Genomic DNA, 21,065 nt, shown 5'->3' on the forward strand with positions numbered 1-21,065 from the left:
TCTCTCAAACCGCTCTTAAAAATTATGGGTTAGTGTTAATTTTGCGTTTATTGGCAATTCAGGAAATGCCAATGTTGCACCAAAGTAACCGCCTTCAAATACTGGGCGCCAGTTTTTTTGATTCGTCACGTTGTTCACATCTAATCGTAACTTGGTATTAGGCGTAAAAGCATAGCTAGTATTTACGTTTAGGGTGTACTGATCACGAATTTTTACTGTCGCCAAAAAGTCTAATGGGTAACTCTTTGTATATAGACCTGAAAAACCCGTTTGCCATTTCGAATTAATTGAATAATTTCCGTTAAAGCTGAAAGATTGCTCAGGGATGCCCTGAACTTGGCGGTTTGAAGGTGCAAACGCGGTAAAGCTAGGTGCGCCAACACTGGTACCTGCAATAATATCTGGACGTGAGTTGTCAAATGCATCTGCTACTTGCGCTGAATCTTGGCTACTTGCAGAATTATCGTAGCGAGCATCAATATAGCTGTAGCCGGCACTTAACCAATAAGGGTAAGCATCATAGAATACTTGGCTTTCAAAGCCGGTAGTACGAATGCCGGTATTACTACCATCGCGATTACGTAAACTACGACGTTGGCTAAACACTGCACCATCGGCGTACCAATCACTGTCGGTTGGTGCGTATTTTAAACCGAATTCAACTAAGGTATTTTCGGTTGAAAAGTTTTGCGCGCTAATCGTGTTGTCACCACCAAGAGACGTGCCGCCAGCCATGCTATTTGATGTGGCTTCGTTGTAACTTGCTGCACCATAAGTGGTGTAATCACCATTTAATCGGTAATTAAAGCTTACTTGCCCCGAATGTAGCTTATCGTTAATGCTATCACGAGCTGCAATTTCACCCTCTGGTGCTATTGGGTCGTGCGCGTCTACGTCATAAAAATCAATGCGGTAGCCAACACTTGTATGAAACTTATCAGTCCAATCTGAATCTTGCTGAATAGCAAAACCCGTTTGCCATGAGCGCGAATCGGTAGTGTCTGATAAGTTAAAGTCGCCGCTGCCATCGTTATTAATATCGTACTGACCACCAGGGGATACAAATACACCTGGACTAATTTCAATTAAACGCGCTTGTTGTGCATCAGTTAAAGGAATGCGGCGATTTGAAATTGGGCCAGTTAAATCAATAGGTAGGTCGGCTTCTGTTGTAAATTGGCTGTAGCCTAGCACGCGGTTGTAACGCACATCAAAAGCAAAAATTGTTTGCTGTTCGTTGCTCCATTGGTAAGTCAGTTCGGTACGGTTCTGCGCGGTATCGGCACCATCTATAATTTCAACAAAGCTATTTTGTGCAATTTCTTCGCGTTGTAAGTGCTGAAAATACGTAATGTTTTTTATTGATGCGTTGTTTGAAAGTTCACGCTTATAAATACTGTGTAGTAAATAAGTAGTGGCTTCGTTTTGATTGTCAGGGTCGGTAAGTACTGTACTACGGTCTATTTTTACTTGCCCAGTAGGTGAAACAATAGAACCTGCCGCTGGAACTGTACTGCCATTTACTTGCACGCCTTGGCCGGTAATATAAAGGCCATTATCTATTAGCGCTTGAGTAGGGCGGTTAATACCTGCGTTATCGGTAAATTCAACTTGGTATAACTCAAAGTTAATATCCCAGCTGCTCTTGTCATCAGGTAACACCCTAAGTGCTGCAAATAGGCTGTCGCTTTTCGTGCCCGAAAAGTCGTAGTAACTGCCGTTATCAATGTGTTCAGCGCTTACTCTAAAACCTACTTTGTCTTTTACTATAGGTGCACTGTAATCAACTAAAACACTGTACTGATCCCATCGTCCTGCAGATACCGTTGCTTTGCCTTTACTGTCGTCAGTTGATGCTTTTTTAGAATGTAAGTTTACAAAACCACCGTTGCGTTGGCTTGAACCAAATAATACCGGTGGCGCGCCTTTTACTACATCTATTTGTTCTATAGAGTTGAACGATAACGGCACACCAAAGCCATTATTACCTGCTTGGCGGCGTGTACCATCTTGGAAAAGCTCACCTAGTTGCCCACGAATAGTAGGTAAACTTGGTGCCCCAAAACCACTGGCTGAATAGGTATTAGGGCTGACTGCAAGTACGTCTTGTAAAGTCGTAATATTGAGTTGTTCTATTAACTCGCTTGAAATTGGTGTTACTGAACGGGCTATATCTCGTAGAGCTAAGTTGTCGCCAAAAGGGCCGTCTACAGTGGCATTTTTAACTGAAAGACCTTGAGATTTAATAACTTGGCCTGCCACCTCAATACGCTCAATTGCGCCTTCTTTTGCTGATTTTGATTCTTTGGCTGCAAAAGCATTAAGTGGTGTATTTAATATGGTGGCTAGGGAAAGTGCTAAATATGCGTGTTTCAAACGTTTTCTCTCTACGGTTAAAATGTTGTTGGCGATAAAGACCGAAAGGATTAAAAATAACTTTCAGTAAAATTTTGATTCTTTTTGTTTTTTAGAACATAACAAAACAGATGCATTATAAAGATGGTAATTAAGTAGTATTGTTTTATTAGTTGATAAAATACTAATACAGCGATTGTACTAGAGTGAATGTAAATATATGCTTTTAATAGAATTTTTAATTATAGACTACTTTCAACCTGCTAACATTTTAAAAGAGTTAACTTTTATGCAGCATTTTTTAAATTACTTAAATAAGCTTCACTTTTAGTACTGCATGGCTTAACTAATGAATTTAATTAAAAATTTTTGAAATAAAAAATAACTTATACGGTCTAGGTTACTTCTAAGTTTATTAATATTCATTTAAGGAAATTTTATGACAGGTTCAATGAATTCTGATGTGCAAAACCGTTTGCAGTGGTCACTTTTATCTTTGCGTTTAGGCGTGTTTATTGTAATGGTTATGTGGACATTCGATAAGTTTGTTAATCCTGGACATAGCGCACGTATTTTTGAACATTTTTACGGTATTAGTGGCTCTACAGATATAGTGGCTTACATTATTGGTGCGGTGCAGTTAGTGCTTGTTTTAGCATTTTTAGCGGGTATTAAAAAACGCATTACTTATGGTGTGATTTTTGTGATGCATGGTTTGTCTACGCTTTCATCTTACAACCAGTACATAGATGGCTTTAACAACTTATTATTCTTTACTGCATGGCCAATGTGGGCTGCGTGTTTTGCACTTTACTTATTACGCGACCAAGACGTAAAATTTACTGTAAAGTAATAAAACAATAGTTATACCCTTAAGGTTGTAGCTAAAAATACATTGGGCTGAGTTGCTTGCTATTTCAGCCTAATGTATAGCCTTTGAGCACTTCTTCTAACAATCCAACCTCTTTGTCATCTTCTAAAAATAATCCTTTTTATATTATTTCATCCTAAATATTGCGCTAGATCAAAGTTAATATATTTGTAAGAACAATATCGACAGCTTTAGTTTATGTTAGCTATACGGTTAGTAGGTTTTAATTACCTCAAGTTATTCAACTCAATGTTGTATAGAAGGCTCGTATGGAAAAGGTTAAAATTTCGTCGGCGCATCAGTCATCAAATCGTTCAGAGAACAAGTCTTCACACAATCAAAATTGCGATGAATGGAGCAAGCTTGATTTAGTACAATTACAAGCAAAGCTAAAAACATCATCCGACGGGTTAAGCCAAGCTGATGCCACACAAAGATTGGCACAATATGGACCTAACGAACTAGTTGAAGAAAAACCAAATTTATTACTCAAGTTTTTATCTTACTTTTGGGGGCCAATACCGTGGATGATCGAGGCCGCTATTATTTTATCGGCACTTGCTAAACACTGGGCCGATTTTTTTATTATTCTTGTATTATTGTTGTCCAACGTATTGGTCGGCTTTTGGGAAGAACACCAAGCGGGTAATGCAATTGCTGCATTAAAAGCAAAATTAGCTAACAAAGCACGCGTTCGCCGCGATACTCAATGGCAAAACTTAAATGCCAGCGAACTTGTACCAGGTGATGTTATTAGAATGCGGATGGGCGATATAGTGGCTGCAGATGCGCGTTTGCTAGATGGCGATACAGTAGAAGTCGATCAATCATCACTTACGGGTGAGTCGTTACCGGTTGTAAAGTCGGCGGGTGAAACTGTTTATTCGGGATCTATTATCCGCCAAGGTGAAATAGAGGCAATAGTATACGCAACCGGCGCTAATACCTTTTTTGGTAAAACAGCACAGTTAGTACAAGGGGAGCGAACCGCAAGTCATTTTCAGCGAGCAGTGCTTAAAATTGGTAATTATTTAATAATGCTTGCTGCGGCTTTAGTACTGCTTATCGTTATTGTTGCTTTGTTTCGCGATGATCCAATGATCACCACATTACAGTTTGCACTCGTACTAACCGTTGCGGCAATACCAGTCGCCATGCCAACAGTGCTATCAGTTACTATGGCTGTAGGCGCTCGTTTATTGGCTAAAAAGCAAGTGGTTGTAACGCGTTTAGCTGCAATTGAAGAGCTAGCAGGTGTTGATATTTTGTGTTCCGATAAAACCGGCACATTGACACAAAACCTATTAACGTTAGGTGACCCGTTTTATATCGAAAACTCAATAAATAAAGGCTCTGCTGAGCAAGTTATATTGTACGCGGCATTAGCATCTCGCTCGGAAAATAACGATCCGATTGACTTAGCAGTATTACAAAGTGTAAAAGCTGAGCAGCATCTAGATTCTTATCATATAGAACATTTTCAGCCATTTGATCCTGTGAGCAAACGTACTGAAGCAATCGTTAAAAATGCTAATGGCAAAACGTTTAAAGTGACCAAAGGTGCACCGCAGGTTATTTTAGCTTTATCGGCTAATATTGAGGCAGTTAAAACTCAAGTTGAGACATCAATAGATGAATTTGCAGCACGTGGGTTTCGCTCTTTAGCGGTTGCTAAAACAGACGAGCAAGGTAAATGGCAATTTATAGGTGTATTGCCGCTTTTTGATCCACCGCGTGAAGAAGCTATACAAACCATTGCCGATGCAAAAGAAATGGGTATGAGTGTTAAAATGGTCACGGGCGACCAAGTGGCCATTGCGCGCGAAACTGCAAGTAAACTGGGTTTAGGGACAAACATTCTTGATGCTAGTGGATTTGGTGCAACTGAGCATCACCAAACAACGCAGTTAGATGATTCTATCGAGAGCGCTGACGGATTCGCACAAGTATTTCCTGAGCATAAATACCATATTATTGATGTGCTTCAGCATAGAGGGCACATTGTTGGTATGACAGGAGATGGCGTAAATGATGCGCCAGCACTTAAAAAGGCTGACTGTGGCATTGCTGTATCGGGCGCTACAGATGCAGCGCGGTCAGCAGCATCAATCGTGTTAATGACCGATGGCTTGTCGGTTATTATTGATGCAGTTAAAGAAAGCCGAAAAATATTTCAACGCATGAACAGTTACGCTATTTACAGGGTTGCTGAAACACTGCGCGTATTACTTTTTATGACAATGGCGATATTAATTTTTAACTTTTATCCGTTAACAGCAGTCATGATTGTGATGCTTGCTTTACTTAACGATGCCGCCATTTTGTCTATTGCATACGACAATGTGCATTATCAAAATAAGCCCGAAACATGGAATATGCGGCTCGTTTTGGGTATTGCATCTGTGCTGGGAATTGTAGGGCCAATTGCAGCCTTTGGTTTATTTTACTTAGGAGATAAAGTATTTGAACTCGACCGTCCTCATCTTCAAACATTAATGTACTTATTACTTTCTGTAGCAGGGCATTTGACTATATTTTTAGCGCGTACCCGAGGTCCATTTTGGTCTATTAAACCGTCTGCTATATTAATGGTCGCCGTATTTGGCACGCAAGTTATAGCAACACTTATTGCTGTTTATGGTATGTTTATGACCCCACTAGGATGGGGGTGGGCACTTGCCGTGTGGGCATATGCTTTGGTGTGGTTTTTTATTAACGATGGTTTGAAGCTAGTGGCTTATCGAATTTTTGATCCAACAGAAGCACCCTTGCTAGAGAAGAGTTAACGCATAGGCTTAAAAATGAAAAAATGGTTATAAGCCAAGTGGCTTATAACCAATAGTACACAAGGGAGTGTATATAAGGTGGTTCAATTATTTGTGAATAGAGTTACTCACAAATAAAAAGTATTTAGTGCATTGCATCGTTATATTGCTTTGCTAAGCTTTGTTTTTGCCCTTCGGTTAGTGCTTTACCCGCTAATTGAAATACTTCGTGTTCTTCTTCGCTTAAGTGATGATGTACCAAATGGTGCAGCTTTTTAGCTGCAACTAACCATGCAGACGAGCTCATTTCGGTATCTTCAAGTTGTTCAATTAATTCATCAATTTCGTGATGTTCAGCTACGCTGTGGCGCGCTTTTTCATGAGTTAAGTCATCAAACATAAGTGGGTTGTAAAAGTAACGTTCTTCAAATTTTGCGTGTTGTTCTAGTTCTGTTTTTAGCTCGTCCATTAGCGTGTGGCGCTGCTCTGTTTCGCCGTGCGTTTGAATAAGTGCATCTACTAATTCTCGTTGTTTGTCATGATCGTGACGTAGTGCTTCAAAAATATTCATAACTAATCCTTTTACAATTTATTTGCTTATATCACTAATGTGCAAACTAAATGCCAAATATTAAGTTGATGTATTTTATTGCTTTTATTTTTATTTTTTATTTTTATGCTCATATCACTGTAAATTTTACAGTGATATGAATGCAATAATTTCAGGATTTTACATAGTTCAATTATAAAGGGAGTATAAATCCCTACAGAACCTTACAAATATTTACTGGTTGTTTATTTTATTGCAGTGATAATGTAGCAACATTATTTAGGTACAACCTATATGTATTACTCCCACATATAATACCAATCGGTATAAATGCAGGTAGCACGTTAACTGAATAGGATAGTTTAAGGATGAACATAAAAAGCCCCATCGCCGCATTATTGCTGTGCGCTTTACTAAGTGCGTGTAGTACAACCCCGCGTTCTGACCCTAACTTATGCATTGAAGAGGCGAAATGGTTGATCGAAATGGCGCTCAAACAAGCTCAGAAGTTTATAATGAATGTATTAGCGCACAAATTAAAAAGGATGATAAAAATGACACTTTTTTTGATGCTATCGGTACGTTCTTTTTTGAATTTTTTGTAATGGTGGTAGAAAAGTAAATAGGCTAACTTGCAGCTGTGATTTAAATTAAATAAGTTGCGTAAAGATAGGATTAGTTATGAAGCAATTATTGATAGTAATTCCACTTTTTTTATTACTAAGCGCTTGTGCGGCACAGCCTTACGCAGGCTCGGCAAAATGTATGGAACAAGCAGATATTGCATACGAAACCGATACACGTAAAAATGAAACATTAGATAATGAATGTAAAGCTGCAAAAGTAAATACGCCTAATAAAGAGCTTGAGAATCATGGCTTGGTTGATAGAAGCCTTTTGCAGCTAATCGTTAGCTTTTTAAATGGTGTATTTCAATAGTACATATACAGTAAAAATATAACTAAATAAGGTATGTATGAGGGAAGAACTAAGAGCAAAAATAATTACCGTATGCGATAAAAAAATAGCAGTTAAAGGAGAAAATGTAGGGCTTTCTTTTTATGCATTTTTTGCCAATAAAAACGACGATCCAGAGCTACTTATGGAAGCTGCTACTTGGTGGATACACACCCATAAATTAGATCATTTTGTAAAAGCACATAAAATTAAGCAAATGGTTTTAGACGAACTTTAGTCAAGTAAATGAGCCAATACTTTTAGCTGTGTTTATTTAATCAACCACGACTTGGTTTCTTCCGTTTTCTTTTGCTTTATAAAGTAATTTATCTGCATGCTTAATAAGAATATCTAGTGTGCTTTTTAAAGGGCTACTTACAGAGGCTCCTGCACTAAAAGTAATTTTTATATCTGTAGGAAAGTCTTCTATATTACTGCAATGCTCGGCGAAGCTAATGGCGAGTCGGTTAAATATATCGCGAATTATTCGTTCATCAGCCGTATTTAGTGCAAATAACCATTCTTCGCCGCCGTAACGGCCAAACTGATGATCATCACAGAGTGTTTCTCTTGCAGCTTTTGCAAAGGCAATAAGAACTAAATCGCCAACATCGTGACCAAAATGGTCGTTAACTTTTTTAAAGTAGTCTAAGTCAACAATTGCTATAGTCATTTTACCTTCACCAAGTTTTGCTTCTGCTGCGCGCATTATTCCTCTGCGATTAGGGCAATTTGTTAGGTAATCTGTTAATGAAATATCGTGATACTTTTGACGTTGTCGAGCTTGTCGATAAAATAAAAATAACGAAGCAATCACTAAAATAAACGCAATAGCAGCGCTAAGTCGCCAAATTATTTTTTGATGATATTCTTCTTTAGCTTGTAGCTCACTAATATCTTTTGCGTACTCTAGTTGCTGTATTTTTTCTTCTTTTTCTTTTACTTCAAACTGTATCTGTAGTGTTTTTATATTATTTTCGCTGGTTGCTTCGTAGTGTTTTTTTGTATAAAGGAGCTTTTGTTCAATTGCTTCAAAAGCCTCGTCAGTGTGGTTAAGGCGTCGTTTTAGCTCATAGCGTTTACTTAAAAAATCGGCTTTATAAATACTGCGGCTGAATTTATCTAATTTTAAAAACACCTCATCGTTTGCTTCATTTGCTTGATCAAGTAAATCTAGTTTTATATATATGTCAGCTAACAAAATGAGCGATGCGAGTTGCATATCATAAACACCTGCAGAACGAGCAAGCTCAATGTTCTCTTTAGTTAAAGTTAAAGCTTTATCGTAGTTGGCTTGTAAGTACTCAATGCTAGCAATTGAGTACTGAGCAAAGGTTAAGCCTTTTTGCATATTAACTTTTTTGAAATAGAGCAATGCTTTGTCTAGGTATATTAAGGCATCTTTAGGCTTCTTAATCTCCAGCAATACATTGCCTAAGCTCCAATATGCTTTTGAGGTAAAAAGCCCATCTTGTGTTTGCTCATATGCCGCAACCGCTTTTTTTGCATAATATACGGCTTTGTCTTTTTCGTTTAGATAATTATATGCATCGGCTATTTTTCTAAAAAAGTATCCTTGAGATGCTGAATCGTCATCTTTTAATGCTAATTCTAACCCCTCTAGTGCAACATTTAGGGTCTTTTTCAATGCATCTGTATCGGTGTAATAGTAAGCAAGTGCTCGTAAAATAATGATTTTTTCTTTAGTTGAATGCTGTTGCAAGCTCTCTTCTAATTTTGTGGCTAGCGTTTGTGCTGGAGCTGGGTTTGGCTCCCTCGCTAGAGACTTGAGTTGTGATTCGAGAAATAATAAATATACACTTTTTTGATTTGGTAACTCTTTGTTCTTTAAGTAATAGGATAAGTGTGTGTTTAACGCTTCGTATTTTTCTTGTCTAAAAAGTAACTCCGCATACAAAGCGGCCGCTTCTAGATGAAGGTTTTCCCAATTTTGCTCTTTGCTTATTTTAAACGCTTGAGTGAGTTTGTCTTCATTTTGAAGATAGTCTAGTTCATTTAGTTTTATGTTATTGATGAGGGTTTGAGTTGTTTCAAAGTCTAACGCATGTAAAGTTGCACTTAATGAATCGCCGTTAGCTGAGGCAAGCTTACTTAAAAGTAAAAATAAAATGAGAACAACATACTTTGCCCATAAAGTATTACCTAAAATCTTTATTTGTGTATTGTTAGCCATGTTAATCCTTTGCTGACTTATTTTTATTATTGAAATAATTATTCACATTGCTTAATAAACTTGGGCTTGAACAATTTTTTATACTCATCATTGAAGAAAAAGACCACAAACGATATCAATTTAATTAATAAAAACCAACACATTGTATAATATAATGGTTGTAGCTATGTGTTTTTATTAAAAATCTGCGGCTACTTCAAACTCTAATCGTTTAAGTGTAATTGGGTGAGTAAATGCTAAGTATTCTGCATGTAAATGTAATCTATCGGCTTTTTGCCCGTAATGTGTGTCGCCTATAATTGGCATGTTTAAACCTAAACTGTGCGCGCAATGCACTCTTAATTGATGAGTACGCCCTGTTTTAGGATATAACTGTAATCGGGTAATATTGTTGTTACGCTCTAAAATGTGCCAGGTAGTAAGTGATGGCTTACCGTGTTTGTAACACACCATTTGGCGCGGTTTATCATCAAAGTCGAGCACTAAGGGTAAATCAATTACTCCGCTATCCTCAGCTACATTACCATTAACTAATGCGACATAACGTTTATCTATAGTGCGGTCAATAAATTGCTTTTGCAGTGCTTTGTGCACGCGTTTATTAAGTGCAATCATCAATAACCCAGAAGTCGACATATCTAACCTGTGCACAATTAGTGGGCCTGATGCCTCTGGAAACTGCGTTTTGATTCGCATATAAACTGAGTCTTCAATATTTACGCCAGGCACAGATAAAAACTCAGCGGGCTTATTTACCACAAGTAAGTCGTCATCTTTATAAACAATATTTAAATCTTTACCTTGAGCTGGGTTGATAAGTAGCGGGTTATCTTCAACATCTAAACCCTTTAGCATGTGCCCAAGTATTGGTTGGCATTTACTGTAACAAGAAGGGTAGTAGTTTTTATGTTGCCTAATTGCTGATTTAGGTGCAGCTCCCCACCAAAATTCAGCTATTGCAAGTGGCTTTAAGCCATGTTTATAGGCGTATTGTAATAATTTAGGCGCTGCACAATCGCCAGCACCCGAAGGAGGAGTATGCTCAGGCAGTGCTGCAAATATGGCATTTAAGTCTGTAGTTTCACCATTTGCATTTAAAAATTGGTACTGTGCAAATAGCTTTTTTTGTAAGCTTTTAGAAAGCGTTTTACGGCGTTTTTTTAAATGAGCAATTTCATCAGAAATATTGATGCGTGTTTGCTGCAGTGACTCGATTATATTTTGCCAATAGGCTTTAAGTGACAGCAGTTGCTTTTTTTCTACGATACTTTGCCCTGCAAGCTTATTTTTTAACTGCTCAAAATCACTTTCGCTAAGCTCTAATTCGCCTTCGGTACGTTGTATTTTACGTTGCTGGCGACCGGCTTGCATTACTGTCTGTTGGGCTAATAGTGCTTGCTGGTAGCTCTGTGTTGCATCATCAAGTTTGCTATTAACTTCATGCAGTTGTTCGCTATTTTCTAATTGCTCAATTTGAGCATTAATATCGTTAATTATTTTACTTTGAGCCAAATAGCTATCGTCTTGCAGTTGCATGCTAGAAACTGGCGGTACAAAGCTAATATTGGCTTTATCACCTTCAATTTGCCCCGAATAAGCACTTAAAAAGCCTAATTGTTGCTTAGCATTTTGCACCACTAAAACCCCAAACATTTTACCGGCATTTTCTGCTTTTAAATGCGTTAACGTTTCAAGTTGTTGCTGTAATTGTTTTGTGGCTTCTACAGCTATTGGTTGCGGCTCGTAATAAAAAGGGAAAGTAAACTTTTCAGGGAGCGCGAGAGAATCAATATTTTGAGAAAATAATGTAAAGCACGAAGCAGAATTTGACATAGAAGTAGGAGAAAAGCATTCAGTAAAATAATTGAGCGCATAATAACATATTCATAGTTAAGCCACTAAAAATCTCGCACCCGCATATTCATAAATACTTTAAAGCGGACATTCATGTTTTATGTATCAGTATGGGGTCGCAGCAAGCATAGGCGTTTGTTAGTAAAGTCTCAGTAGTAATATATCTATCATTATAAAAATATTTAAGCTTATCGATTCTCAATAATTGAGCGCATTTCGAAACGATGACTTACCTGATAGATCAGAGACGAAAAATCAATTTACAGAATAACTGAATATTTAGGAGTTCTATATTATGAGTCAAAATATCGCAAGTTTTATCACTAAAACCCTCGAACAAGCGGGCGTAAAACGTATTTGGGGAGTAACTGGTGATTCACTTAACGGCATTAGTGAAAGTCTGCGAAAAATAGGAACAATTGAATGGCTAGGAACGCGACATGAAGAAGTTGCCGCATTTGCAGCCGGTGGCGAAGCGCATTTATCAGGGGAGCTTGCGGTGTGTGCGGGTTCTTGCGGGCCAGGTAACCTTCATTTAATTAATGGCTTATTTGATTGTCAGCGTAATAATGTTCCGGTATTAGCTATTGCCGCACATATTCCTTCATCTGAAATTGGCAGTAGTTATTTTCAAGAAACCCACCCGCAAGAATTATTTAAAGAATGCAGTGTGTATTGTGAAATGGTGTCGAGCCCCGAGCAAATGCCGTACCTGCTAGAAACCGCAATGCGACAAGCAATATTAAATAAAGGCGTGAGTGTACTTGTGCTACCTGGCGACATTGCATTAAAAGATATGCCTAAAGCTATTAAGCCAAAATGGAATGTGCCAAAACCAGCAACGCATACTCCCGCTTTATCTGATATTGAAGCAATGGCGACTCATCTTAATAAAAGTAAAAAAGTAACCTTGTTATGTGGTGCTGGTTGTAAAGATGCCCACGACGAAATTGTTGCGCTAGCCGAAAAATTACAAGCACCGATAGTGCATGCTATGCGTGGTAAAGAATTTATTGAGTACGATAACCCTTACGATGTTGGTATGACCGGATTCATTGGCTTTGCGTCGGGGTATCATGCAATGCAAGAAGCCGATACATTACTTATGATTGGTACGAGCTTTCCTTATCGTGCATTTTATCCCGAAAATACCACTATATTGCAAATTGATAATCAGGCCGCGTCACTCGGGCGACACGTGCAAATTGACTGTGGCGTATTAGGCGATACAAAAAATTCAGTGACCACTCTGCTTGATTATATTAAAGGTGAACGGAGCAGTTCGCACTTAGAAAAAAGTGTTAAAAACTACAAAGAGTCTCGACAAGATCTCGATGAACTAGCTACTGGCAAAACCTCGCAAAATTTAATTCACCCGCAATACCTAACACGTTTACTCAACGAGCAAGCGGCTGACGATGCTGTTTTTACTTGTGATGTAGGTACGCCAACAGTGTGGGCTGCACGTTATTTGTCAATGAATGGAAAGCGCCGCTTAATTGGATCGTTTAATCATGGTTCTATGGCAAATGCCATGTCGCAGGCAATGGGGGTTCAATCTGTAGATAGAGACCGCCAAGTCATTGCAATGTGTGGTGATGGTGGCTTTTCGATGTTAATGGGCGACTTAATCTCGCTTAAACAGCTTAATTTACCAATAAAGATTGTTGTTTATAATAATCGCTCACTTAGTTTTGTGGCTATGGAAATGAAAGCAAGTGGGTTTTTATCAAGCGATACCGATTTAGAAAACCCAAGCTTTGCTAAAATTGCAGAGGCCTGTGGCTTAAAAGGGATTCATGTAAGCGACCCTGAAAAATTACCATCGGCAATGAACGAGATGATGAATCACTCAGGACCTGTTGTTTTAGAAGTCGATACAGCAAAACAAGAGCTTTCAATGCCGCCGCAAATCAAATTAGAGCAAGCAAAAGGCTTTAGTGTTTACATGATGAAAGCGCTGATAAATGGCAAAGGTAACGAGATTGTAGAGCTTGCCAAAACTAACTGGTCACGCTAGTTAAGTTACTTCCCTATTGAGTATTTTTGCTCAATAGGGAAGTGTAAATTAGAAGTAGGATATGATTAAAATGGAAGGTTTTTTAGTATAGTGTTGGAATCACTACGATGCTTTTGAGCTCACTCAAGTGCGATGTAAAGAGCTAAAACACTTAGCATTGGCATCAATTGCTACTTGGTAGTTGTTTTAGTTTAACGTTTCACTCGCTTTACTCAATCAAAGTAAAGCGAGCGCTCAGTATCACTTACAAACTCTTTTTAGGCGGTAGGGCGACGTTTGCAAATATTAGTCCTGCAACAAGCGACATAAATATTAAAAACGTTTGTTGGCCTATGTGTTCTGCGTATATAAAGTCTTGGCCTTCAATGAGTGAGTTTAAGCCAATATAGGTTTTGCTACCTGGTACTAATACAATTAAGCCTTGCATGGCCACAATAGAGGCTGGCGCATTAGCAACGCGGTTAAACAAGTTACTAAATATACCCACCGATAAAGCACCCACAAACGTACCTAACGTGTAATCAAGATACATAGCCGAGCCAATACTGGTGCCATACGCTATAAAGCCTGATGCAATAGACCAAACCGCATGCTTAAGTTTGGTTCTAAAAATCACGATTAAGCTGCTACAAAGTAAAAATATAGCCAGCCATGCGGTCCATTTTGGTAATGGCTCAGGTTGTACAAAGTCGGCTTGCCCAAAGAGTGCAAAGCCAATACCTATACCAATGAAACCACCAAAATACAGTTTAAACAACAGCATAAACGAGTCCATTACCCTTGCTGTGCCCGACACTAAATGCCGCGCTGCAAGCTCTGCTAAACCAAGCGCAAGTGCTAAACCGGGTATAAATACAATAATGGCCGAAAGTACCACCAAGCGTATATTTATTTCAGGCGTTATATACACGCTTACTGCACATGCAAGTACTGCTGATATTATGGCAACTAATGGCTCAAGCATGTGAGCTACGCGTTTTGAGCGACCAGACCAAAGCACAAACACATAAACGACTAAAGTAAGCAGCGATGACCAAATAACATCAGTCCAGCTAGTACCCATTAACATAGCAAACGCACCACCAGAAGTTGCAAAGGCAACGCCCGTTGTTAATTTATTATATGGGTTTGGCATCACAAAAATTGCGTCTAGTTGCGCATCAACTTCTTGTAAACTTAGCTTGTCGTCAAGCATTTGGTTTACAAGGTCGTCGGTGTCGGCAAGTGAGCCTAAATCGTGATCGCCAGGGTCTACACGTGCAACGTGGGTGTACTCATCTTCGTGGCCATCGGTCCAAATAACAAACGTTACAGAGGTTGGCGACATAACAAATGACGATTTAAGTCCTAAGTAAGTAGCCACTTCCATTAGGTGGGCTTCTAGGCGGTAGGCTGGGGTGCCATACTTGTGAAGCATTTTACCCAATTTAACGATAAATTTGCGTTTTTCTGTAAAGGTTGCAGTTTTCAAATCTTTTTGGACCAAATATTGCGATAACTAAGCTAAAAATATAGACAATACAGCTAAAACTGCCCACGTTTGATGGGCGCGATTTTAAACACTAATTGGTGTGTGTCTAGTCATTTTTAATCTAATTTTTTATTTTTTTCAGCTATCCATTGCGACATGTATTGAGTGCTGCGCATTGTATGATGTTTGAGCATTTGGCCTGTGAAGTTTTTTTTGCGATGAGCGCTTAAATCGCAACTTATTGAATCAATTTTTTTAATTAACGCTGCGCTTAATTGGGCTTTATCGTACAGCGTATTAAGGAGTGTATTACCATCTTGCTGCGCTTGTTCAAAGTCACTTTGATTGTTGTGCATTTCAATGGCAGCGTTGGCAAAGTCATCGGCTGTGTTGGCTACTTTACCTGGCCATGGTAAATCGTTATGCATACCCTCTGCGCCAATGTTAGTGGTAACGCTGGGTGTTTGCATTATCATGGCTTCAAGCAATTTACCTTTAATGCCTGCACCAAAGCGCAGTGGAGCTAAACATACACGCGCACTTTGCATTACATCAAACGCATTATCGGCCCAACCTTTTATTAAAAACCCTGTTTTAGGGTTATTTAATGCCGTGGCTTTTGGTGGTGGGTAGGAGCCATAAATATGTAGTTCTGCTTTTGGGAGTTGCTTGCGAATAAGTGGCCATATTTTTTGCAAGTAAAGTACAGCATCCCAGTTTGGTGCGTGCCTAAAGTTACCTATGGTCATAAAGTGCTGGCGCTGCTCAAACGTTTTTGTACTTGTAGGTAATGAGCTTAAATCGACCATAAACGGTAAATGGTGTAATAGGCTTGGCTCTATTTTAAATACGCTGTTTAGCAGGCTCATTTCATAACTTGAAATAATTAAGCTTAGGTCGCAGCGTAAAATAGCGGCAATTTCGCGTTTTGCGATGTCTGAGTGTAAATCGCTGGTTGTAAACTCACGCTCACCTTTGTGCGCTTCGTGGCGAGCGTTACGCAAACATTGTAAATCTTCGGTATCTAATATTTTAATGGCATTTGGGCAATGCTTATCGACGCGCCAGCCAAATTGTTCTTCCATCATAAAGCGGTCAAACATGACTATATCTGGGTTATAGGCTTTAACGTATTCGTCAAAGCTGTCGCAGTTTAGTGCAATGCTTTGGCTGGTTATACCAAAGTCGTCAAGGTTTACCATGTGGTCGGTGCGCTGCGCGGGCGTTGCAAATTCAACGTCCCAGTTTTGCGCTCTAAATGCATTTAATAACGACATCATGTGCGTTCCCGCAGCAGACGAATTTGGCTCTGGCCATACGTAGCCAATTACCAGCACTTTTTTCATTGGCTAGAATCTCTAATTTGTAAGTTTACATTTACCAGTGTTTTTACTGGCGGGGCTGTATTTTGTAGTAGCTCTTGCAGTATTAAAAGGCACCGCTTAGCTATATCAGTTGTACTAATAGCCACGGTGGTTAAGTGATTATTTATAACCGCGCTATTAGGAATGTGGTGGCAACTCACTACTTTAATACAGTGATGAGTTAATGAGTTAATAGCGGCAATAACACCTTGAGCAATAATATCGTTTGCACACACCACTGCGTTTAATGTGGGGTTGTGTTTATATGCTTCTATAAATGCATTTTTAGCGCTAAGGGCTGTGTTTACTGCGCAGTCAATGGGTGCTAATGGTGCAATGCTGTGCTGCGCGCATGCGGTATTAAAGCCACTTTGCAGTGCTTGTGAATCACTTAAAGTAAGTTCATTGCCTATAAATGCTATGTTTGTCACGCCTTGTGCGAGTAAATGCATACTGGCTACGTGGCTGGCTTTTTTATAGTCGGGTAATACACACGGAGCTGCGCTAAAGGGCACTTCGCTCATTAAGGTAATTACTTTGTGTTGCGCGCTGAGCGCATCAAGCCATTTGGGGCAAGTATTAGCAACGGGGCAAATAATAAATGCAGCCGCGTTGTATTCTTTTAAGTTTTTAACTGCGTTTGCTTGTAGCTCAAGACTATTATTACTGCTTACAATCATGGCTTGTAAGCCATTGTCGTTTAACAAAAGTTGTAGGCTGGTGGCAAGTTGCGCCATAGTTGGGTTTGTTAAATCATTTATTACTATGGCCACTAAGTTAGAGCGTTTTGAGCGCATAGCAGCGGCATCACGATTATAAACGTACCCTAGCTCATCTATCGCTTTGAGTATTTTTTGTTTACTTTTATTGCCCACTTTATCGCTTTGGGTAAGCACCAACGATACGGTTGATTTTGATACACCAGCACGCTCTGCAACATCAAAAATGGTGACTGATTTGGCTTTGTTATGCATTGTATTTTAAGTACCGCAGTGGTGAATAAATAGCGCTGTAGTTTAGCTTAATCAGCACTATTAAGTCATCTTTTAGAGGTGTTTAACTTACCTTAATACTTTATGAACAAAGCAAAACGTGTTTATATACGCCTATAAGAGTAAAAAATAACAAAAGGATAAAAACATGAGCGCTTTTAGGCTGTTAGTTGCCTTTATTTGTTGTGCGGCATTAGTCCCAACAAGTTACGCCGAGCAGGGCTATCAAACCCCATCACCCGAACTTGCAGCATTGGTTGACGCTAAGTTAGCACCCACTAGTTACTTATCGAGCGATGGCCAATGGCTAGCGCTTTTTGAACGCAAACGTGTAGTAACCCTTGATGAACTTGCAAAAGAAGAGCTTAAGCTTGCAGGTATTAAGCTAAACCCCGCTAATTTTTCGCGCTCTCGTGTGAGTGCCAAATTTAGTGCCGTGGAGCTAAAGCATGTTCAAAGCGGGTCGGTTATTAGCATTAACAACTTACCTAATGGCATTATCCGCTCACCTAAATGGTCATCTAATAGTAAATATTTAGCCTTTGTTGTTGAGCAACCAACCCAAGCCAACTTATGGCTTTACAGCGTTGAAACCAAACAAGCAAAAGAGTTAACTAGTGCTGCGTTAAATTCGGTACTAACTGCCTCACCATATAAATGGCTGCCAGATAGCAGCGCCATTGTTGCAAATCTCGCTGTTAATTTTGGTAAACCAAGGCTTGAAAATAATAGCCAAAATGTAGTGCCTGTTATTCAACAAAGTACTGGCGAAAAAGCGCCAGCACGTACTTACCAAAATTTATTAACCAGCCCGTTTGATGAATCACAGTTTAAGTTTTACGGCCAAGGGCAGCTGGCTTACATTACGCTTGATGGCAATACTCAAGCAATAGGTAGCCCTTCTTTATTTAAATCGTTTTCGGTATCACCTGATTCTACCAATATTTTAGTTGCCGGTATTAATGAGCCGTTTTCGTATCAAGTGCCTTACAGCCGCTTTGCAAGCACGTGGCAAATATGGGGCATGCGCGGCTATGCATTAGCAGAGCTGGCAAAACAGCCACTTGCCGATAATATTCCGCAAGGTTATGACAGTGTACGCACTGGCCGCCGTGATTTTGAATGGCGAGCCGATCAAGGTGCTGAAGTTATTTGGGCCGAGGCGCAAGATGGCGGCGACATGAAAACCGACGTTGAGCATCATGATTATGTTTACAGCTTACGTGCACCCTTTAAACGCGAGCCTAAATTATTTGCCAAAGTAGAGCGCCGTTATGCGGGAATGGAGTGGGGCAACGAAAACGTAGCAATGCTGACAGACTGGCGCTTTAGCGATCGCCAAGTACGCACCTTTGTTGTACAACCTCGAAATGCCGACAGAAACCGCGTGCTATTTTCAGAGCGTAGTTACAACGACGCGTACAAAGACCCGGGTAATGCCATTTACGAGCGCAACGATTTAGGCGCAAACGTAATTAAAATTGTAGGCGGGCGTTATATTTACCTGCGCGGTAACGGTGCTTCAGAGCAAGGTAATGTGCCGTTTTTAGATAGGTACGATGTTAAAACAAATAGCAGCAAGCGTTTATGGCAATCAGAAGCGCCATACTACGAGCGTGTACGCGCTCTGCTTGATGACGAAGGTGAGCGCTTTATTACTATTCGCGAATCTAAAACTGAGCAACCTAACTTTTTTATACGTGATTTAGATAACGACACGTTAACGCAACTAACGACATTTGAGCATCCGTACCCTGCATTTAAAGGCGTAACTAAAGAGCAATTACGTTATAAACGCGACGACGGTGTTGAGCTTTCGGGCACGCTTTATTTACCACCAGGGTACGATAAAACACAAGGCCCGTTACCGGTACTTATGTGGGCTTACCCACTTGAATACAAAGATAAAGCCGTTGCATCGCAAGTACGCGAATCGCCTTATGCATTTACCTACATTGGTTATTGGGGGCCAATGCCTTACCTTGCTAAAGGGATTGCCGTGTTTGACGACCCTAAAATGCCAATAGTGGGTATTGATGGCAGCGAGCCAAACGATAATTTTAGAAAGCAGTTAGTATCAAGTGCGCAAGCAGCTGTTGATGTATTAGTTAAAAAAGGCGTTGCCGATAAAAACAAGATAGCCATAGCAGGGCACTCATACGGTGCATTTATGGTTGCTAACTTATTGGCTCATAGCGATTTATTTAAAACAGGTATTGCCCGTAGCGGCGCGTATAACCGCACATTAACGCCGTTTGGTTTTCAAGGAGAAGAGCGTGATTTTTGGCAAGCACAAAGTGTGTACGCTAATATGTCGCCGTTTTTCCATGCTGAAAAAATTAACGAACCAATGCTAATGATCCACGGTCAGGAAGATCCTAATTCTGGCACTTTCCCAATGCAAAGTGAGCGCATGTACGCAGCGCTAAAAGGTTTAGGTAAAGATGCTCGCTTAGTAATGCTCCCTTATGAAGCACATGGTTACCGTGCGCGTAAAAGCTTATTACATGTGTTGTGGGAACAAGAACAGTGGTTAGATAAGTATTTGTTAAATGATACAGCAAAGCCATTAGAGGTTATTACTGCACCCGTGGTAAGTGCTGGGCAATAGATGCTTTTTACATATGCGGTGGGGTGCAAGAAGACCCACCCTCAATCTCACGGAACCTTCCCAATGCAAAGTGAGCCCATGTACGCAGCCCTAAAAGGTTTAGGTAAAGATGCTCGCTTAGTAATGCTCCCTTATGAAGCACATGGTTACCGTGCGCGTAAAAGCTTATTACATGTATTGTGGGAACAAGAACAGTGGTTAGATAAGTATTTGTTAAATGATACAGCAGAGCCAGTAGAGGTTATTACTGAACCCGTGGTAAGTGCTGGGCAATAGTAATAAAAATGAGTAAGTAACAGCGCGGCTACTTATAGCCGCGTTTTTGCTTTTAATATGAGAGTAAATTAATGATTGATGTAGCAGCACTTGCGGTTTTTATTCCTACGTTCTTTTTTGTGTCGATAACGCCTGGTATGTGTATGACCCTTGCCATGACACTCGGTATGAGCATTGGCGTGCGCCGCACATTATGGATGATGATAGGCGAGCTGTTAGGTGTCGCAAGTGTTGCTATAGCTGCGGTATTAGGCGTTGCAAGCGTAATGCTAAATTACCCTGATGCGTTCGCTATTTTAAAGTGGGTAGGCGGTGCGTACCTAATTTATATTGGCGTTAACATGTGGCGAGCCAAAGGAAAAATGTCGGTCGATACCTCAAAACCAAGTGACGTAAGTAGGAAGTCGTTATTTACGCAAGGTTTTGTAACCGCAATAGCAAATCCTAAAGGGTGGGCGTTTATGATTTCACTACTGCCACCCTTTATAAGTGTTGAGCATGCTGTAGCCCCTCAGCTTTTAGTATTGCTTGGCGTTATAATGACCACCGAATTTTTAAGTATGTTAGCTTACGCAACAGGCGGTAAAAGCTTACGTTTATTTTTAAGCCGTGGTGATAATATAAAATGGATGAACCGTATTGCTGGTAGTTTAATGATTGCTGTAGGTGTGTGGTTAGCGTTGGACTAATTATTCAAGATTAACGCTAAACGTGATTGAACAATATCTATACAGCTTGCAAGGGTTTTTTATATAAAACTAAATAAATAGAGCTATCACACAAAA

16 protein-coding genes are annotated in these 21,065 nt (G+C 39.7%); 9 read left to right on the forward strand and 7 right to left on the reverse strand.

Features of this window, described 5'->3' with window-relative positions; genetic code table 11:
- Positions 1 to 15: 15 nt before the first annotated feature.
- Positions 16 to 2,376 carry a TonB-dependent siderophore receptor gene (locus tag I6E69_RS02550; protein ID WP_197120575.1) on the reverse strand — a complete coding sequence of 787 codons (2,361 nt, stop codon included), beginning with the start codon at positions 2,374 to 2,376 and terminating at the stop codon, positions 16 to 18.
- Positions 2,377 to 2,794: 418 nt separating this feature from the next.
- On the opposite strand from I6E69_RS02550, the gene I6E69_RS02555 reads away from it, so the two are divergent.
- Both I6E69_RS02555 and I6E69_RS02560 read left to right on the forward strand, forming a co-directional pair.
- Positions 2,795 to 3,208 carry a hypothetical protein gene (locus I6E69_RS02555; protein ID WP_096794390.1) on the forward strand — a complete coding sequence of 138 codons (414 nt, stop codon included), beginning with the start codon at positions 2,795 to 2,797 and terminating at the stop codon, positions 3,206 to 3,208.
- Between the two features lie 287 nt (positions 3,209 to 3,495).
- Complete coding sequence (locus tag I6E69_RS02560) at positions 3,496 to 6,012, forward strand: plasma-membrane proton-efflux P-type ATPase (RefSeq protein WP_197120576.1); 2,517 nt, start codon at positions 3,496 to 3,498, stop codon at positions 6,010 to 6,012.
- A 124-nt stretch (positions 6,013 to 6,136) separates the two neighbouring features.
- Here the strand turns inward: I6E69_RS02560 and I6E69_RS02565 are convergent, their stop codons facing one another.
- A complete protein-coding gene (locus I6E69_RS02565; protein ID WP_024600492.1) occupies positions 6,137 to 6,562 on the reverse strand; it encodes a hemerythrin domain-containing protein in 426 nt (141 codons plus the stop codon).
- A gap of 451 nt (positions 6,563 to 7,013) precedes the next feature.
- On the opposite strand from I6E69_RS02565, the gene I6E69_RS20585 reads away from it, so the two are divergent.
- Genes I6E69_RS20585 through I6E69_RS02580 form a run of 3 tightly spaced genes read left to right on the forward strand, consistent with a single transcriptional unit; the run spans position 7,014 to position 7,736 of the window.
- Complete coding sequence (locus I6E69_RS20585) at positions 7,014 to 7,163, forward strand: hypothetical protein (RefSeq protein ID WP_231619689.1); 150 nt, start codon at positions 7,014 to 7,016, stop codon at positions 7,161 to 7,163.
- A 59-nt stretch (positions 7,164 to 7,222) separates the two neighbouring features.
- Positions 7,223 to 7,480 (forward strand): hypothetical protein, encoded by a 258-nt coding sequence (locus I6E69_RS02575; RefSeq protein WP_024591905.1) that lies wholly within the window; start codon positions 7,223 to 7,225, stop codon positions 7,478 to 7,480.
- A 37-nt stretch (positions 7,481 to 7,517) separates the two neighbouring features.
- The gene (locus I6E69_RS02580; protein WP_024600489.1) at positions 7,518 to 7,736 is read left to right on the forward strand and encodes a DUF6500 family protein; all 219 of its coding nucleotides are present in this window, start codon (positions 7,518 to 7,520) and stop codon (positions 7,734 to 7,736) included.
- Between the two features lie 36 nt (positions 7,737 to 7,772).
- Here I6E69_RS02580 and I6E69_RS02585 read toward each other — a convergent pair whose 3' ends face one another.
- A complete protein-coding gene (locus tag I6E69_RS02585; RefSeq protein ID WP_197120577.1) occupies positions 7,773 to 9,692 on the reverse strand; it encodes a GGDEF domain-containing protein in 1,920 nt (639 codons plus the stop codon).
- A 177-nt stretch (positions 9,693 to 9,869) separates the two neighbouring features.
- Positions 9,870 to 11,525, reverse strand: coding sequence for a pseudouridine synthase (locus I6E69_RS02590; RefSeq protein ID WP_197120578.1), 1,656 nt, complete (start codon positions 11,523 to 11,525; stop codon positions 9,870 to 9,872).
- Positions 11,526 to 11,841: 316 nt separating this feature from the next.
- Between I6E69_RS02590 and poxB the strand changes: the two genes are divergently transcribed.
- Entirely contained in the window at positions 11,842 to 13,566 is a 1,725-nt protein-coding gene (gene poxB, locus I6E69_RS02595) for a ubiquinone-dependent pyruvate dehydrogenase (protein ID WP_197120579.1), read from the forward strand.
- Positions 13,567 to 13,810: 244 nt separating this feature from the next.
- Here poxB and I6E69_RS02600 read toward each other — a convergent pair whose 3' ends face one another.
- From I6E69_RS02600 to I6E69_RS02610, 3 genes are all read right to left on the reverse strand, one after another.
- A complete protein-coding gene (locus I6E69_RS02600; RefSeq protein ID WP_076924234.1) occupies positions 13,811 to 15,037 on the reverse strand; it encodes a threonine/serine exporter ThrE family protein in 1,227 nt (408 codons plus the stop codon).
- 116 nt (positions 15,038 to 15,153) lie between these two features.
- On the reverse strand, positions 15,154 to 16,383 hold the full coding sequence (locus I6E69_RS02605; RefSeq protein ID WP_197120580.1) for a glycosyltransferase: 1,230 nt from the start codon (positions 16,381 to 16,383) through the stop codon (positions 15,154 to 15,156).
- Positions 16,380 to 17,375 carry a LacI family DNA-binding transcriptional regulator gene (locus tag I6E69_RS02610; protein WP_197120581.1) on the reverse strand — a complete coding sequence of 332 codons (996 nt, stop codon included), beginning with the start codon at positions 17,373 to 17,375 and terminating at the stop codon, positions 16,380 to 16,382. The genes I6E69_RS02605 and I6E69_RS02610 overlap by 4 nt, the downstream gene beginning before the upstream one ends.
- Before the next feature lie 166 nt (positions 17,376 to 17,541).
- On the opposite strand from I6E69_RS02610, the gene I6E69_RS02615 reads away from it, so the two are divergent.
- The 3 genes from I6E69_RS02615 (at position 17,542) to I6E69_RS02625 (ending at position 20,969) form a co-directional block, all read left to right on the forward strand.
- On the forward strand, positions 17,542 to 20,004 hold the full coding sequence (locus I6E69_RS02615) for a prolyl oligopeptidase family serine peptidase (RefSeq protein WP_197120582.1): 2,463 nt from the start codon (positions 17,542 to 17,544) through the stop codon (positions 20,002 to 20,004).
- Positions 20,005 to 20,067: 63 nt separating this feature from the next.
- Positions 20,068 to 20,280, forward strand: coding sequence for a S9 family peptidase (locus tag I6E69_RS02620; RefSeq protein WP_197120583.1), 213 nt, complete (start codon positions 20,068 to 20,070; stop codon positions 20,278 to 20,280).
- Between the two features lie 71 nt (positions 20,281 to 20,351).
- Entirely contained in the window at positions 20,352 to 20,969 is a 618-nt protein-coding gene (locus I6E69_RS02625) for a LysE family translocator (protein ID WP_197120584.1), read from the forward strand.
- Positions 20,970 to 21,065 lie beyond the last annotated feature (96 nt).

Origin of the sequence: Pseudoalteromonas sp. NZS100, from assembly GCF_015864815.1 — a bacterium.
Taxonomy (GTDB): Bacteria; Pseudomonadota; Gammaproteobacteria; order Enterobacterales; family Alteromonadaceae; genus Pseudoalteromonas; species Pseudoalteromonas distincta.

Coding starts and splice junctions, on each gene's coding strand:
- I6E69_RS02585 (WP_197120577.1), bottom strand. CDS start 9,692: ATGGCTAACAATACACAAATAAAGATTTTAGGTAATACTTTATGGGCA.
- I6E69_RS02575 (WP_024591905.1), top strand. CDS start 7,223: ATGAAGCAATTATTGATAGTAATTCCACTTTTTTTATTACTAAGCGCT.
- I6E69_RS02560 (WP_197120576.1), top strand. CDS start 3,496: ATGGAAAAGGTTAAAATTTCGTCGGCGCATCAGTCATCAAATCGTTCA.
- I6E69_RS02620 (WP_197120583.1), top strand. CDS start 20,068: ATGCAAAGTGAGCCCATGTACGCAGCCCTAAAAGGTTTAGGTAAAGAT.
- poxB (WP_197120579.1), top strand. CDS start 11,842: ATGAGTCAAAATATCGCAAGTTTTATCACTAAAACCCTCGAACAAGCG.
- I6E69_RS02625 (WP_197120584.1), top strand. CDS start 20,352: ATGATTGATGTAGCAGCACTTGCGGTTTTTATTCCTACGTTCTTTTTT.
- I6E69_RS02565 (WP_024600492.1), bottom strand. CDS start 6,562: ATGAATATTTTTGAAGCACTACGTCACGATCATGACAAACAACGAGAA.
- I6E69_RS20585 (WP_231619689.1), top strand. CDS start 7,014: ATGGTTGATCGAAATGGCGCTCAAACAAGCTCAGAAGTTTATAATGAA.
- I6E69_RS02605 (WP_197120580.1), bottom strand. CDS start 16,383: ATGAAAAAAGTGCTGGTAATTGGCTACGTATGGCCAGAGCCAAATTCG.
- I6E69_RS02615 (WP_197120582.1), top strand. CDS start 17,542: ATGAGCGCTTTTAGGCTGTTAGTTGCCTTTATTTGTTGTGCGGCATTA.
- I6E69_RS02610 (WP_197120581.1), bottom strand. CDS start 17,375: ATGCATAACAAAGCCAAATCAGTCACCATTTTTGATGTTGCAGAGCGT.
- I6E69_RS02580 (WP_024600489.1), top strand. CDS start 7,518: ATGAGGGAAGAACTAAGAGCAAAAATAATTACCGTATGCGATAAAAAA.
- I6E69_RS02590 (WP_197120578.1), bottom strand. CDS start 11,525: ATGTCAAATTCTGCTTCGTGCTTTACATTATTTTCTCAAAATATTGAT.
- I6E69_RS02555 (WP_096794390.1), top strand. CDS start 2,795: ATGACAGGTTCAATGAATTCTGATGTGCAAAACCGTTTGCAGTGGTCA.